The sequence below is a fragment of the Longimicrobium sp. genome (assembly GCF_036388275.1).
Taxonomy (GTDB): domain Bacteria; phylum Gemmatimonadota; class Gemmatimonadetes; order Longimicrobiales; family Longimicrobiaceae; genus Longimicrobium.
In genome coordinates, this window is record NZ_DASVSF010000098.1 from 21,461 (window position 1) to 35,046 (window position 13,586).

Below are 13,586 nucleotides of genomic sequence, written 5' to 3' on the forward strand. Positions count from 1 at the left end.
ACGGGCTCCGGGAGGAATGGGACGGCTCAGGAACGCGCTGGAACGTAGGCCCCGCCTGCGTGTCCGGCAACGCCAGCGTGCGCAAGCGCCGCGCCGGATCGTTACGCTGCTGCTCGCATGGGCGCTGGCCCTGGTGTGCGGGCCCGCCGCCGCGCAGCTGCAGCTGCCCCGTCCGGTGGGCTACGTCAACGACTTCGCCAACGCCATCCCGGCGCAGGACGAGGAGCGCATCGCCGCCGTCATCGACGAGGTGCGCGCCCGCTCCGGCGGGGAGATCGTGGTCGTCACCCTCCCCTCGCTGCAGGGCCGCACGGCCGCCGAGGTGGGGCTGCAGATCGGCCGCGAGTGGCGCATCGGCGCCAAGGGCGAGCCCGGCGACCGCGCCCGAAACACCGGGGCCGTGGTGCTCGTATCCATCCAGGACCGCAAGTGGCGGGTGGAGACGGGGCTGGGCACCAACACCTTCATCACCGCGGCCGAGGCGGGACGCATCGGGCGCGACCTGATGGTGCCCCAGCTGCAGGCCGGCAACGTGGGCGAGGGGATCCTCCTCGCCGTGCGCGGGGTGGCGCAGGAGTACGCCGAGGCGTTCAATTTCCAGCTGACGGGCGGCGCTCCGCCCGCGCCGCAGCCCCAGGAGCGCCAGACCGGGCGGCGGCAGGGCGGGGGAGGGGGCGGCTTCTTCATCGTCATGATCATCATCGTCTTCTTCATCCTCGCCAGCCGCGGGGGCGGAGGGGGCGGCCGGCGGCGCAGGGGCGGCTTCGGGATGCCGGTCATCATCCCCTTTCCCATGGGCGGCGGCGGATGGGGCGGCGGTGGCGGCTTCGGTGGGGGTGGTGGCGGAGGATTCGGTGGATTCGGCGGTGGGGGTGGATTCGGGGGCGGCGGCGCGGGAGGAGACTGGTGACGAGGAACGTGGGAGAGATGCCGCCGGAGCTGCGGCGCGCTCAGGAGCTGGCGTGGCAGCTGGAGGCGATTTTCGAGGCCGACCTGGTGTCGGCGGTGCTGTACGGCTCGGCGGCGCGGGGCGAGTACCGCCCCGGCGTGTCGGATCTGAACGTGCTGGTGCTGCTGCGCGACGTGTCGCCGGCCACGCTGCGGCGCGCGTCGCAGGCGGCGCGGGCGTGGGTGGCGGAGCGCAACCCGCCGCCGCTGGTGATGTCGGTGGACGAGTGGCGCCGGTCGGCCGACGTGTGGGCCATCGAGCTGGCCGACATCCAGGACGCCAACATCCGGCTCTCGGGCGCGGACCCCTTCGAAGGCATCACCATCCGCCCCGAAGACCTGCGCCTGCAGTGCGAGCGCGAGCTGAAGGGCAAGCAGATCCAGCTCCGGGAACGCTACCTGCTCCTGGCGGCCGACCCGAACGAGCTGGCCGATGTGGTGATGCGGTCGTTCAGCACCTTTCTGGTGCTCTTCCGCACGGTGCTGCGGCTGAGCGGCGAGCCCGGCGTGCGCGACGCGGAAACGGTGGTGCAGCGGGTGGCGGACCAGGTGGGCTTCAGCCCGGGGCCGCTGCTGGAGATCCACCGGGCCCGGACGAGCGGCGGAAAGCTGCGCGCCGAGGCCGACTCACCGCTGGTGGTGGGATACCTGGACGCCGTGTCGCGCGTGGTGAACCACGTGGACCGGCTGGTGCACGGCGATGGCGCCCGTGCCTGACGAAACATCGAGAACCGACCCCGCTTTCCGGAGGATAGTCATGAGGGTGATGAAGACGGCGATGGTGCTGGGCCTTGCCCTGTCGCTGGGCGGCTGCGGGTACAACCGCATCCAGGAGCTGGACGAATCCACCGAGCGCGCCAAGGCCGACATCGGCGTGGCGCTGCAGAACCGCAACCAGCTGATCCCCAACCTGGTGGCCACCGTAAAGGGCGCCGCCGAGTTCGAGCGGGGCACCTTCAGCGACGTGGCCGCGGCGCGCGCGGGGCAGCAGCGCGTGGCCGCCACCGAGCAGCAGCTGTCGCAGTCGCGCCAGCAGCTTTCCCAGGCCGTGCAGGGGGGCAACGTGAAGCAGATCGAGGCGGCCGACGCGGCGGTCACCCGCAGCATCGGCACGTACCTGAACATCGCGGTCGAGGCGTACCCGCAGCTGCGCGCCACGCAGAACTTCCAGGCGCTGCAGGACCAGCTGGCCGAGAGCGAGAACCAGATCGCCGTCGCCCGGCGCGACTACAACCAGTCGGTGCAGACGTACAACACGTACATCCGCAAGTTTCCCACGGTGATCACCGCGCGGATGAGCGGCGCGCAGCGCAAGGAGCCCTACACGGCCCCCGCCAACGCCGACCAGACGCCCACGGTGGATTTCGGCGCCGGCAAGTAGCGGAGGACGGGATCGCGGGGAGCCAGCGGGGGATCGCCTCCGCTGGCTCCTCGTGCATTCAGCGCCGGCTGGGTGGTACCTCGTGAGCTCGCCGAAGCCCCGGCACTGGGGCGAATGAATTCGCGGCAACCACGGCCCGAAGTCCGCCTTCGCGGACTGCACGCGTGGTCTTCGCGCGCAGACACCTCCGCGCCGCGGTGTCGCGCTGGCGCAGGGGTTGCAACCTGCCGGCCCGATTGCGCCCGCCGCATGGGGGCCAAAGCATGTGCAGAGAACGATCAGGCGATAGAGGCATGAGCTTTTCCATCCTGTCGCGCGTGGCGGTTCCGCTCGCGACGGTGCTGCTGGCCGGCTGCTCGGTGTTCGGCGTGCCGCGGGCGGAGCGCCCGGCGCCCGAAGACCCGCGCGTCGCCGCGCCCCCGCCCGACCAGCCGCCGGTTCGGCGCGACCTGAAGTACGTCGTCGTCGACGTGGACGTCAACGAGCTGCGCTTCATGGACGGCGAGCGGGTGCTGTGGAAGGCGCCCGTGGGCACGGGCACGGGGTTCCGGCTGACGACGGGGAGCCGCGAGTACCAGTTCGACACCCCCAGCGGCACCATGTACGTGCAGTTCAAGGAGCAGAACCCCACCTGGTTCATCCCGGACTGGTGGTTCGTCGAGAACAAGCGCCCGGTGCCGCCCCTGGATTCGCCCGAGCGGCGGCAGGAGGGCGGGCTGGGCGCCGCGGCGGTGTACCTGGGCAACGAGCTGGCCATCCACGGCACCGACAAGCCCGAGCTGTTGGGCCGCCGGGTGTCGCACGGCTGCATCCGCCTGAGCAACGCCAACGCGTTGCGCCTGTACCACAACGTGCAGGTGGGCACGCCGGTGGTGATCGTGGGGACGGCGCCGGTGCTGGGCGAGCAGCCCGACAGCGTGGCGGCGTTCACCCGCGCCGCGCGCCGCACCCGTCCCGCCGCCAACCCGCTGGCCCGGGTGTCGACCGCCAACCTGCTGACGCGGCTGGACCGCGAGCTGGCGGCATCGTCGGACACGGCCTCTTCCTGGGCGTTCACGGCGCACACGCTGCTGGGCCGCGGCCTGGCGGAGGACGCCGTGGCGCTGCGCGGGCTGCTGTCGCGCGCCGGGGCCCCGCGAAACGAGGCGCGGCGCGAGGAGTACGCCACGTTTCTGGCGGACGCGTTCTCGCGCGGGTCGCTGCGGGTGACGGTAAGCCTCAACCGCATCGGCGCCGAGGAGCGCGACCGCGCGGCGGAGGCCATCGTGGAGGCGACGATGGAGATGTGGCACGGCTCGCTGGACGAGGTGACCACGCCGTGGCCCACGAAGCGGGTGCCGCGCGAGCGGCTGGGGCCCGAGGGGCAGGCCGGGTGGCTGGCCATCCAGGGGGCCGAGCAGGCGTACCGCGCCCGCTATCGCACGCGCACGGCGCGGGGGAGCTGAATGCCGGGGGACATGGGCCATTCGCTGATCGGCACGCAGGACCTCCATTCGCACACCACGTTTTCCGACGGCGACCTGCCGCTGGAGCGCGTTGTGGAGCTGGCGCGGGAGCGCGGCGTGCAGATCGGCATCGCCGACCACATCTCGCGGCGCAACACGGACCGGTTCGTGGCGACCGAGGCGGCGCTGCGGCGCTACCAGGACGCGCTCGAAGACGTGCCCGTGTTCCGCTCGGGCGAGTTCTGCTGGTGCGACGACTTCATCCAGGAGCTTCCCCAGGAGCTGCTGGACCGCTTCGACTACCGCATCGGCAGCAACCACGGCTTTCCGCTTCCGGGCGGGGGGATGGGCTCGCCCTGGTGGCAGACCCTGCCCGAGCCGTGGAACCGGCAGCCGCAGGAGTTGATGGACGTGATGGTGAGCGAGCTGTGCCGGATGGTGCGCACCATGCCCATCCACATCGCGGCGCACAGCACGCTCACGCCGCCGGCGCTGTACGAGCTGGAATCGGAGGTGGGGGTGTGGTGGACGGACGAGCGGGAAGACCGCTACGTAGAGGCGCTGGCGGAAAGCGGGGTGGCGCTGGAGATCAGCAACCGCTACCGTCTGCCGCACGACCGGCTGCTGCGCAAGGCGGCGCAGGCGGGGGTGCGCTTCTCGCTGGGAAGCGACGGGCACACCGAGAAGCAGGTGGCCCGGCTGGAGTGGGCCGCCGACGCGGCGCGGCGGGCAGGCTTCGGCGAGGCCCAGCTGTTCGTCGCCGAGCGGCGACGTTGATGTGGCACCAGGGGTTCTGATCGATACGCGGGCTGACGAAGACCACACGGGGAGAGGGACGAATGCGAGACGACGAGGCGGGCGGGCCCATCGGCGGCGGACCCACGGGGCACGGGGCGGGGGGCGGATCTCCGGCGGGGGGACCGAACGACGGGCACTTCCTGACGGGCGGGCATGTGCCGAGCGACGACGACATGGTGTCGCGTCCGGCGGTGAAGCCCACCGATCCCACGGGGCTGCGGCGGGACCCGGGCGCCATCCGCGCCGAAGACACCGAGCCGTACATCGGCCTGCAGTACATCGCGCGGCTGTTCAAGATCGTGGCGATGATCGTGCTGGTGGCCATCATCGCCGAGGTGGTGGCCGGGCTGATGTTCGAGGCTTCGTCGGAGGCGCCCGCCTGGCCGGAACTGGCGCTGAACCTGCTGGCCGAGGTCATCCAGGGCGGCGTGCTCTCGGCCATGCTGTGGGGCGCGGGCGACCTGACGCTGCTGCTGATCGACGTGGGCCACGACGTGCGCGCCGGACGCGTGCTGCTGGGCCGCATGTCTGCCCGCATGAACGCGCCCGACGGCGGCAACATGCGCCGCGAGCGGTCGGTCGAGCGCGGTGGACCCGGGGAAGGTCCTACCGGGACCCCCGGAGGCGAGCCCCGTTCGGGTCCGCGCTGATCCGTTCGATCGAGAAAACCGAAAGAGCATCACGCAGAGGACGCAGAGAAGACGGAGAGGACGCAGAGGGCTGACCCAAGCCTCTGCGTCCTCTCTTTTGCCTCTGCGACCTCTGCGTGAAACTGCTGTTACCGGACGGAGTCGAGGGGCCGGGGATCAGCGGACGATGATCCGCTTTTCGACCGTACGTTCCGTCGCGGCGTTCAGGTTGCCGTCCAGCACCCGGCGTCCGTACGCGCGGATGGTGGCCTCGCCGCGGACGTCGAAGCGTACCTCGACGGAGCGGGGAAGGCTGACGAGCGCCTGGGTGCAGACCTCGCCCTCCACGCGGTCGAACGGGGTGATCGTAGCCAGGTTGCCCTGCACCGCCTTTTCCGCCCCGTCCGCCCGCCAGCACCCGTTGGGTCCGGTGGTGGTGATCGTCACCTGGAAGGGCTCGCCGGCGGTGACCGAATCCGGCGCGGTGATCACGCCCAGCGCCGGATCGGCGAAGGTCTGCACGTTGCTGGCGGACCATTCCACGATGCCCACGTGGCGCCCCGCCTCGGGCTCGGGGAAGAAGTTGTCCAGCCGGTTGCACGCGGCGCCGGCGAGCAGGGCGGAGATCAGGATCAGAGAGGATGTGTTCTTCATGGCCGGTCAGGTGGAGAAGTGTTCATCTGCGTCGTACACACGATCCATGAACGTCTTTCCCCGGCGGAAAGTGACACTCACTGCGTCTCGCCCCACCACTGGCGCAGCAAATTGCTCGCGACGCGAAGCCGGTACGCGGCGGTGGAGCGGACGTCGTCGATGGGCGTGATCTCGCCCTCCAGCACCTGCTGCGCCTCGTCGATGGACCCGCCCGCCGCCAGGCACCGCTCCGTCGCCGGCACCCTCACCACCGTCGCCGCCACGCTGCCGAAGGCGATGCGTGGCTCCGGCCCGCGCACGGCCCCCATCACCACCTTGCTGATGGCCTGGGCCGCCCGCGTCCCCACCTTCCGGAACCACTGCGTCCCCTCCACCCGCGGCACTTCGACCGCCACGATCAGCTCGTCGGGGCGGACGACGGTCGCGCGATAGCCCGTGTAGAGCTCGTTGACGGGGACGCGACGCTCGCCTGCCGCGCTGCGCAGGACGACGACGGCATCCGCCACGGCGAGGACGGGAAGGCTGTCGGCGGCCGGGGAGCCGTTGGCGATGTTCCCCGCGATCGTGCCCCGGTTCTGGATCTGCACGCCGCCTACCTCGCGCGACGCCGCCACCATCGCGGGAAGCCACTCGCGGACCACGTCGGAGCGGATCATCTCCGTGTACGTGGTCAGCGCGCCCAGCCGCAGCACGCCACCGTCCGCACTGATTCCGCGCAGCTCGTCCAGCCCCCAGATGTTGATGAACCGGCGATCGCTCGTGGTGCCGAAGTGCAGGTTAACGAACACGTCGGTGCACCCCGCGAGGGGCACCCGCGGCCCGTCCTCGGCAAGGATGCGGAGCGCCTCGTCGAGCGTGCGGGCTGGACGCAGGTCCAGCGTGGTGGTCGCCGTCTTCATGCGTTCTGGATGGCCCGGTAGATGGCTTCGTAGCCGGTGCATCGGCAGAGATTTCCCGCCAGGCCGGTGCGGATGTCGTCCAGCGACGGGTCCGGGCCCAGGGCGATGGCGGCCAGGATCATCCCCGGCGTGCAGATGCCGCACTGCGCACCGCTGAACTCGGCGAAGGCGCGCTGGTAGGGGTGCGTGCCGCCCAGCCCCTCGATGGTCGTCACCTCCGCGTCCGCCGCCTGGGCGAAGGGGACGAGGCAGGCGACGACGGGGAGCCCGTCCACCAGCACCGTGCAGGCGCCGCACTCGCCCTCGCCGCACCCCTCCTTGGTGCCCGTCAGCCCGCACTCCTCGCGCAGCACGTCCAGCAGGCGCTTCATGGGATGCGCGTCGACCTCCGTCTCGGCGCCGTTCAGCGTGAAGCGCATGCCACCTCCATGATGGTTTCGGGGATCGCGGGGATGGAGCGCACGTCCAGTCCCAGGTGGCGGATGGCGTTGACGACCGCCGGCGCGGGCCCGTCGATGGGCATCTCGCCCACGCCCTTGGCGCCGAACGGGCCGTATCCACTCGGATTTTCCAGGACGATCACGTCCATCCGCGGCGCGTCGAGGGTGGTGGGGATGGTGTAATTGGTCAGTGTGGGATTGGCCATGCCGCCGTTCTTCATCACCACGTTCTCGTTGAGCGCCCAGCCCACGCCCTGCGCAGACCCGCCCTCGATCTGCCCGACCACCATGGACGGGTGGATGGCCTTGCCGATCTCGTGCACGATGGTCAGGTGCAGCGGCTTTACCTCGTAGGTGACGGGGTCCAGCTCCACCTCGGCCACGTCGCATCCCCAGCCGTACGCGGCATAGGCGTCGCCCGTGTACTCGGTGTCGTCCCAGGAAATTTCCTCGGGCTTCTCGAACTGGCGGGTGATGGATAGCGGCCCGTGCTCACGCAGGTACTCGCCCGGCGTCAACTCGCCCAGCCGCTCGCGCATCTCCTCGGCGCAGCGCTGCAGGATCTTGCCGACGACCATGCAGGTGCGCGACGCCACCGTGGGCCCGCTGTCGGGCACCTGGTGAGTGTCGGGCTGCACGATCTCTACGTTCTCGTACGGAATCCCCAGCGCGTCGGCAACGATCTGCGCGTGCATCGTCCGCGTGCCCTGGCCCATCTCCACGCTGGCGACGCGGATGCGGGCGCCCGTCTCCGTCGCCTCGAGCGTGGCTTTCGACGCCAGGTAGATTTCGCCGCTGCCGGTGAAGCCCGAGCCGTGGAAGAACAGCGACAGCCCGATGCCGCGGTTCGACCCGGCGTACTCGGCGCGCTTGCGGTGGTAGTCGGACCGTTCCACCCCGGCGCGCAGGGCCTCCACGGCGCTGCAGTCCTCGCCCATCACCTGGCCCGTGGCGCTGGTGTCGCCGGGGCGCAGCGCATTCAGCTCGCGGAGCGCCGCCGGGTCCATCCCCAGCGTCTCGGCGATGCGGTCCATGTGCACTTCGGTGGCGAACTGCGTCTGCGGCGCGCCGAAGCCGCGGAAGGCGCCGTTCGGCGGCGTGTTGGTCATCACCGCGCGCCCCACGATGGTCGTGTGGTCGCAGCGGTACGGCCCGGCGGCGTGGATGCATCCGCGCGACAGGACGACGGGGCTCAGGGTGACGTACGCGCCGCCGTCCATCAGCACGTCGATCTCCATGGCCACCAGCCGACCGTCCTTCATCACCCCCGTGCGATGGCGGATGATGGATGGGTGCCGCTTGGTGGTGGCGATCATGTCTTCCACGCGGTCGTACACCATCTTCACCGGCCGGCCGGCCTTCCGGGCCAGCAGCGAGGCGTGCCCCGCCAGGATGTTGGGGTACTCTTCCTTGCCGCCGAACCCCCCACCCGTCTCGGTCTGCACCACGCGCACGCGCTCGTCGGGGAGCACCAGCAGGGCCTTGAGCGCCTTGTGCACGTAGTACGGGCACTGCATGGAGCCGTAGACCGTGATCCCGTTGTTCTCGGGGACGGCGATCACGCCGTTGGTCTCGATGTAGACGTGCTCCTGGTGGCCGGTGCGGTAGGTGCCTTCGACGATCACGTCCGCCGTCGCCATCGCAGCCTCGGTGTCGCCCTTGCGGATGCGCAGGTGCTTGAAGACGGTGGGCGACTGCTCGGGGTCCAGCACGGGCTCGGCCTCGACGTACTCGATGCGCACTTCGGCCGCGAGAAGCTTGTCGCGGTCCTCGTGCGCCAGCAGCAGGATGGGCTCCGCCACGTGGTTGATTTCGTCCGACACCAGGAACGGCTGGTCGGCCTCGATCAGCGCGACGAAGTTGCACTGCGGGCCGGGGATGTCGCGATAGTCGACGATGGTGAACCCGGCCGGGTCGAAGTCCAGGTGGATGGCGCGCACCCGTCCCTTGGGGATGGTGGCCCGGATGGTCCGGCCGTACAGCATTCCCGGAAAGCTCAGGTCGTCGATGTACTTGGCCGTGCCCAGGGTCTTGGCCATTCCATCCTTGCGCGATACGCTCCGGCCGACGGCTGGGGTCATGCGGGCCTGCTGCTGCGGTGGGGATGAGTGGAGGTGCATCTGGAACGAATACGCGTTTTCCGTGCGCGCGCAACTGCGAACTGTGGTCTCACACGGAGGGCACGGAGGACACGGAGGGAAAAAGATGGAGGAACGACAGGAACTGGGAAGGGATCAGCGCGAGAATTACCCCGATCCAATGATTGTTTCTCCTGTTGCAGTTCCTCTGTGTCCTCCGTGCCCTCCGTGTGAGGCCTTCCTTTTTCTTGTCCTGACCCCCCGCATCGGCTATGGTACGGATGACACCATCGACTGCTCTTCCACTTTTCCGACGCCCCCGGAATGACCATCCCGCCCATCCAGATTGGCTACCCCGACTGGGTAGAGTCCCTGATCGACTGGAACCGCCGCTACACGTCGGACGAAGATAAGATGCGGCTCGCCATCGAGGTTTCGCGCGAGAACGTCGTGCGGCAGACGGGCGGGCCTTTCGGCGCGGCGATCTTCGAGCGGGACACGGGCGCGCTGGTGGCCGTGGGGATGAACAGCGTGGTGCGGCTGAACAACTGCACGCTCCATGGTGAGATGGTGGCGTTCATGATGGCGCAGGCGCGGCTGGGGTCGTTCACCCTGCGCTCCGACGATGGACCCGTCTACGAGCTGGTGACCTCGTGCGAGCCGTGCGCCATGTGCCTGGGCGCCACGCTGTGGAGCGGCGTGCGCCGCGTGCTCTGCGGCGCCCATCGCGACGACGCCAGGCGGCTGAACTTCGAGGAGGGCCCCGTCTTTCCCGAATCGCACGAGTACCTGGAGGCGCGCGGCATCGAGATCATCCACGGCGTGCTGCGCGAAGAGGCCAACGCAGTGCTCGAGCTCTACCGGACGAGCCAGGGCATCATCTACAACGGATGACGGCGCCAGTGCTTGAGTGCGTTAGTGCGGGAGTGAACGGCTCCCTGGATTCCGTCGACCTGGACGCTGCCGCGGCCCGGCTGCGCCCCGCCAACCTGGAGTTCGCCGCGCGCTACCCGGGCGAGACCAGCGCCCGCCAGCCGGTGCACACCGTCTATGCGGGTGCCCAGTTCTTTCGCCATGACAGCGCGGTGGAGCATGGGCAGCTCGCGCTGCGTGCGCTAGAGGACTACGCGCCCACCGCGGCCGAGTTCGCGGGCGCGCTGGGGCTGCCCGCGGACGATCTTGCGGAGGCGCTGTACGCGCGCGTGGTCGACAAGCTGACGCGCGAGCCGGTGGAGGACTTCCGCCTGGATTTCGAGGACGGCTACGGCAGCCGCCCCGACGCCGAGGAGGATGAGACCGCCGTCACGACGGCACGCGAGATGGCGCGCGGGATGGATGCCGGGATGCTTCCCGCGTACGTCGGCCTGCGCCTGAAGCCGCTGAACGAGGAGCTGCGCGGCCGCGCCATCCGCACGCTGGACCTGTTTATGACGACGCTGCTGCAGGCGAGCGGAGGGCGGCTCCCCGCCGGCTTCGTGCTGACGGTGCCCAAGGTGACCATCCCCGAGCAGGCGGCCTTCTTCAGCGACGTGCTGGACCTGCTGGAGCCGCGCCTGGGGCTGGCCGAGGGAGCGCTGAAGTTCGAGTTGATGGTGGAGGTGCCGCAGGCCGTCATCGGCGCGGACGGCCGAAGTCCGCTTCCCGGCTTCCTGGCCGCCGCGCGCGGACGGCTGACCGGGGCGCACTTCGGCACCTACGACTACACGTCGGGCGTGGGGATCACCGCCGCGTACCAGGGAATGCGCCACAAGGCGTGCGATTTTGCGCGCCACGCCATGCAGGTGGCGTTCGCCGGCACGGGGATCTGGCTTTCGGATGGATCCACCGCCGTGCTCCCCGTCCCCCCGCACGAGGGCGGCGCGCTCACGCCGGGGCAGGCGCGCGAGAACCGCGACGCCGTGCACCGCGCCTGGCGGATGCACTTCGAAGACGTGCAGCACTCGCTGGTGCACGGCTTCTACCAGGGGTGGGACCTTCACCCCGCGCAGCTGCCCACGCGCTACGCCGCCGTGTTCGCCTTCTTCCTGGCCGGGCGCGACGCCGCCGCGGCGCGCCTGCGCGGGTTCCTGGCGAAAGCCGCGCAGGCCGGCGACAGTTTCGACGATCCGCACGCGGGGCAGGGCCTGCTCAACTACTTCCTCCGCGGCATCGCCTGCGGCGCCTTCGACGAGGCGGAGGTCAGGGAGCACACCGGGCTCTCCGCCGACGACCTCGCCAGCCGATCGTTCCACCACATCATCGGCCACCGCTGATCGCGCATCCCAACAAGAAGAAGCCCCGCCGGAGCAAGCTCCCGCGGGGCTTTCGCCGTTAGAAAATCTCTACTCAGGCGTTCGTCGCCAGTCCGAGATTCTTGTACCAGAGCAGCTGGATTTCGCCGGGGAGCCCGGGATAGGCGGAGGGGTCGACCGTGGTGAGAACGCAGCCCTGTCGCGCGTAGAACCTGCATGCGGGCACGTTCACGTTCTGCGTCTCCACCTTGATCTGGCGGCACCCCCTCGCCCGCGCCCACGCCTCGGCGGCGCGGAAGAGCGCCGCGCCCACGCCGTTGCTGCGCGCTTTCGGGGCAACGCGAATGTCCCAGAGCACGGCCAGGTCGCGCCGCCCTTCCAGCATGTCGACGCCGGGCGTGTCGAACGCGATCACCGCTCCGCCCACGCGCCTGCCGCCTGCTCTCGCTGCGAGCACGCCCCACCTGGACACGTCGAATCGCCTCGCCCATTCGGACGGATGCTCACTGTGGAGCGCGTCGTAGTCCTTGATGTACGGGGAAGGAACAGCCACCTCTGTGAGCACGAAGCGCTCGCCATCGCGGTGCACCTCGAACGCCGAGGCGACCTCGAAGGCGATGGGGACGCTGGCGTAGTCTCGGAGGCTGGCAGTCGACTCCTCGGTAATCTCAACATCCATCACGGACGCCTGCGCACAGGCGTGTGCTGACGCTGTGCCGTGTCGGCGACGGCGCGCGGCGTGAAGGTGCCATCCAGGAATCGATAGCCGCTGTACCGCTCGTGCTCGACGTAGTACTCGCCGCGCGGAATCTTCCGCCAGAAGAGCGTGGTTTCGGCGAGCAGGATGGAGTGGAACTGGGGATCGGGCGGGAGATAGCTGGCCTCGCCGCCGGCGTCTTCCACCGGCTCGCGGGTGCGGAAAACCCATTGGGCGCGCGCCAGCGTGTTGTCCGGGCGCAGCGTCAGCATGCCCTCGATCTGCCCCTTTTCGCCCAGCCGCTCGCGCGGGCAGAAGCCGATCACCGTTTCGCCCGCCGCACCCGGCACGAACGCCAGCGTGTGCATCCGGGCGAACATCGTCTGCGTGAAGTGCTGCGCGTCGCCCGCATCCAGGTGCATGTACCACCAGAATGTTGTGCGATCACCCACGGACGCGCCGTTTCGGAATGCGTAGCCCTGTCTGGGCAAGAACGGATCGGCCCCCCACGGCAGGGAGCCTTGCATCCAGCCGATGTTCGTGGGGCCAGGCCTTCCGATCTCGGCGCGAGCAACGGTGTCCCGCTGCGTTTCCATCAAGCCAAAGATGTGTAGCGAGTCCGCGCCTACCTGCCAGTACCGGCTCCGCATGCGCTCCCACGCTGCGCGGGCGCCTGGGTCGTCGCGATGCGGGCAGATCCGCCGGCGCGCCCTTGCCGTGACGGGCGCGAGCGTCACGGGCGCGGCCTCCATCCTGATGACCAGCGTGGTGTCTGCCGAGGCGAGGTCGACCACCCGCGTCCGGAAGCCGATGCGGCGCACGGTCACGGTCAGCGCGCCGCGTTCTGGATCTGGATTTCTCGCGCGACGCTCAGTTGTGCCGTTCCACTGAACGTGCCACGGACCCGGCCACCGCCGGCAGAGGTCACGACGAGCTCGCCGGCGATCAGCAAGTACGTTGCTCGCGTGCCGGTAGCGGGGTTGGTAAGCTCCACCCGCCCTGAGGCGCAGCGGGCGGTAGACAGCATGTCGCAGATCAGCGCGAACGGAAACCGCCCAGTACCCTTCTGATCGATCACCAGCTGCACGCGGCCCACCGCCGACGTACCGGGGCTCGGACGTGAATCGAGTTCCAGGCCGAGCGGCAGCGTGCGTGCAAGGGCGAACGAGGCGGTGCCGGCGGTATCCTGCGCCGGCGCTTCGGCCAGGTAGCTGCCGGTGGCGGCTCCCGTGTAGTCGAACCGCAGAGATCCCTGCTGGTTGCCGCTGCTGCCGGACGGGTTGCCGCAGGCGGTGAGAACGACGGCGGCGAGCGCCGCGTACAGGTTACGTCGCATGGCCTTTCACCGTGGTTGCAGTGTGGCTACGTGAGCAGGGCGGCTTTCGA

At 69.9% G+C, this 13,586-nt stretch carries 15 protein-coding genes; 8 read left to right on the plus strand and 7 right to left on the minus strand.

Translation table 11 applies throughout. The features are described from left to right. Positions 1 to 16 precede the first annotated feature (16 nt). The 6 genes from VF632_RS20420 to VF632_RS20445 all read left to right on the plus strand — a co-directional run bounded on the left by VF632_RS20420 (position 17) and on the right by VF632_RS20445 (position 5,222). The gene (locus tag VF632_RS20420; protein ID WP_331024765.1) at positions 17 to 910 is read left to right on the plus strand and encodes a TPM domain-containing protein; all 894 of its coding nucleotides are present in this window, start codon (positions 17 to 19) and stop codon (positions 908 to 910) included. Further along, on the plus strand, positions 907 to 1,665 hold the full coding sequence (locus VF632_RS20425; RefSeq protein WP_331024766.1) for a nucleotidyltransferase domain-containing protein: 759 nt from the start codon (positions 907 to 909) through the stop codon (positions 1,663 to 1,665). The genes VF632_RS20420 and VF632_RS20425 overlap by 4 nt, the downstream gene beginning before the upstream one ends. A gap of 40 nt (positions 1,666 to 1,705) precedes the next feature. Beyond that, the gene (locus VF632_RS20430) at positions 1,706 to 2,329 is read left to right on the plus strand and encodes a LemA family protein (protein WP_331024767.1); all 624 of its coding nucleotides are present in this window, start codon (positions 1,706 to 1,708) and stop codon (positions 2,327 to 2,329) included. Positions 2,330 to 2,622: 293 nt separating this feature from the next. After that, positions 2,623 to 3,774, plus strand: a complete 1,152-nt coding sequence (locus tag VF632_RS20435) for a L,D-transpeptidase (protein ID WP_331024768.1) — start codon at positions 2,623 to 2,625, stop codon at positions 3,772 to 3,774. Next, on the plus strand, positions 3,775 to 4,551 hold the full coding sequence (locus VF632_RS20440; RefSeq protein WP_331024769.1) for a hypothetical protein: 777 nt from the start codon (positions 3,775 to 3,777) through the stop codon (positions 4,549 to 4,551). It abuts the gene before it with no gap. Between the two features lie 62 nt (positions 4,552 to 4,613). Further along, positions 4,614 to 5,222 carry a hypothetical protein gene (locus tag VF632_RS20445; RefSeq protein ID WP_331024770.1) on the plus strand — a complete coding sequence of 203 codons (609 nt, stop codon included), beginning with the start codon at positions 4,614 to 4,616 and terminating at the stop codon, positions 5,220 to 5,222. Between the two features lie 156 nt (positions 5,223 to 5,378). On the opposite strand, the gene VF632_RS20450 is transcribed toward VF632_RS20445, so the two are convergent. The 4 genes from VF632_RS20450 to VF632_RS20465 all read right to left on the minus strand — a co-directional run bounded on the left by VF632_RS20450 (position 5,379) and on the right by VF632_RS20465 (position 9,233). Then, a complete protein-coding gene (locus VF632_RS20450; RefSeq protein ID WP_331024771.1) occupies positions 5,379 to 5,855 on the minus strand; it encodes a hypothetical protein in 477 nt (158 codons plus the stop codon). Between the two features lie 77 nt (positions 5,856 to 5,932). Further along, complete coding sequence (locus VF632_RS20455) at positions 5,933 to 6,754, minus strand: FAD binding domain-containing protein (RefSeq protein ID WP_331024772.1); 822 nt, start codon at positions 6,752 to 6,754, stop codon at positions 5,933 to 5,935. Further along, positions 6,751 to 7,173: a (2Fe-2S)-binding protein gene (locus VF632_RS20460; protein WP_331024773.1), complete on the minus strand. Its 423-nt coding sequence runs from the start codon at positions 7,171 to 7,173 to the stop codon at positions 6,751 to 6,753. The genes VF632_RS20455 and VF632_RS20460 overlap by 4 nt, the downstream gene beginning before the upstream one ends. Then, the gene (locus tag VF632_RS20465; RefSeq protein ID WP_331024774.1) at positions 7,158 to 9,233 is read right to left on the minus strand and encodes a xanthine dehydrogenase family protein molybdopterin-binding subunit; all 2,076 of its coding nucleotides are present in this window, start codon (positions 9,231 to 9,233) and stop codon (positions 7,158 to 7,160) included. Before VF632_RS20465 ends, VF632_RS20460 begins: the two co-directional genes overlap by 16 nt. Before the next feature lie 363 nt (positions 9,234 to 9,596). Here VF632_RS20465 and VF632_RS20470 point away from each other — a divergent pair, with 363 nt between their 5' ends. Both VF632_RS20470 and VF632_RS20475 read left to right on the plus strand, forming a co-directional pair. After that, complete coding sequence (locus VF632_RS20470; protein ID WP_331024775.1) at positions 9,597 to 10,166, plus strand: nucleoside deaminase; 570 nt, start codon at positions 9,597 to 9,599, stop codon at positions 10,164 to 10,166. Positions 10,167 to 10,198: 32 nt separating this feature from the next. Further along, entirely contained in the window at positions 10,199 to 11,524 is a 1,326-nt protein-coding gene (locus tag VF632_RS20475; RefSeq protein WP_331024776.1) for a DUF6986 family protein, read from the plus strand. Between the two features lie 73 nt (positions 11,525 to 11,597). On the opposite strand, the gene VF632_RS20480 is transcribed toward VF632_RS20475, so the two are convergent. The 3 genes from VF632_RS20480 to VF632_RS20490 are packed head-to-tail and all read right to left on the minus strand — an operon-like array spanning position 11,598 to position 13,536. Beyond that, entirely contained in the window at positions 11,598 to 12,182 is a 585-nt protein-coding gene (locus VF632_RS20480) for a GNAT family N-acetyltransferase (protein WP_331024777.1), read from the minus strand. After that, entirely contained in the window at positions 12,182 to 13,027 is an 846-nt protein-coding gene (locus VF632_RS20485) for a hypothetical protein (RefSeq protein WP_331024778.1), read from the minus strand. The genes VF632_RS20480 and VF632_RS20485 overlap by 1 nt, the downstream gene beginning before the upstream one ends. 2 nt (positions 13,028 to 13,029) lie before the next feature. Then, positions 13,030 to 13,536, minus strand: a complete 507-nt coding sequence (locus tag VF632_RS20490; RefSeq protein ID WP_331024779.1) for a hypothetical protein — start codon at positions 13,534 to 13,536, stop codon at positions 13,030 to 13,032. Between the last annotated feature and the right edge of the window lie 50 nt (positions 13,537 to 13,586).

Excerpts from the sequence above, each read along its gene's own strand:
- VF632_RS20420 (WP_331024765.1), top strand. The coding sequence starts at position 17 with ATGGGACGGCTCAGGAACGCGCTGGAACGTAGGCCCCGCCTGCGTGTC.
- VF632_RS20430 (WP_331024767.1), top strand. The coding sequence starts at position 1,706 with ATGAGGGTGATGAAGACGGCGATGGTGCTGGGCCTTGCCCTGTCGCTG.
- VF632_RS20435 (WP_331024768.1), top strand. The coding sequence starts at position 2,623 with ATGAGCTTTTCCATCCTGTCGCGCGTGGCGGTTCCGCTCGCGACGGTG.
- VF632_RS20440 (WP_331024769.1), top strand. The coding sequence starts at position 3,775 with ATGCCGGGGGACATGGGCCATTCGCTGATCGGCACGCAGGACCTCCAT.
- VF632_RS20445 (WP_331024770.1), top strand. The coding sequence starts at position 4,614 with ATGCGAGACGACGAGGCGGGCGGGCCCATCGGCGGCGGACCCACGGGG.
- VF632_RS20450 (WP_331024771.1), bottom strand. The coding sequence starts at position 5,855 with ATGAAGAACACATCCTCTCTGATCCTGATCTCCGCCCTGCTCGCCGGC.
- VF632_RS20455 (WP_331024772.1), bottom strand. The coding sequence starts at position 6,754 with ATGAAGACGGCGACCACCACGCTGGACCTGCGTCCAGCCCGCACGCTC.
- VF632_RS20460 (WP_331024773.1), bottom strand. The coding sequence starts at position 7,173 with ATGCGCTTCACGCTGAACGGCGCCGAGACGGAGGTCGACGCGCATCCC.
- VF632_RS20465 (WP_331024774.1), bottom strand. The coding sequence starts at position 9,233 with ATGGCCAAGACCCTGGGCACGGCCAAGTACATCGACGACCTGAGCTTT.
- VF632_RS20470 (WP_331024775.1), top strand. The coding sequence starts at position 9,597 with ATGACCATCCCGCCCATCCAGATTGGCTACCCCGACTGGGTAGAGTCC.
- VF632_RS20480 (WP_331024777.1), bottom strand. The coding sequence starts at position 12,182 with ATGGATGTTGAGATTACCGAGGAGTCGACTGCCAGCCTCCGAGACTAC.
- VF632_RS20490 (WP_331024779.1), bottom strand. The coding sequence starts at position 13,536 with ATGCGACGTAACCTGTACGCGGCGCTCGCCGCCGTCGTTCTCACCGCC.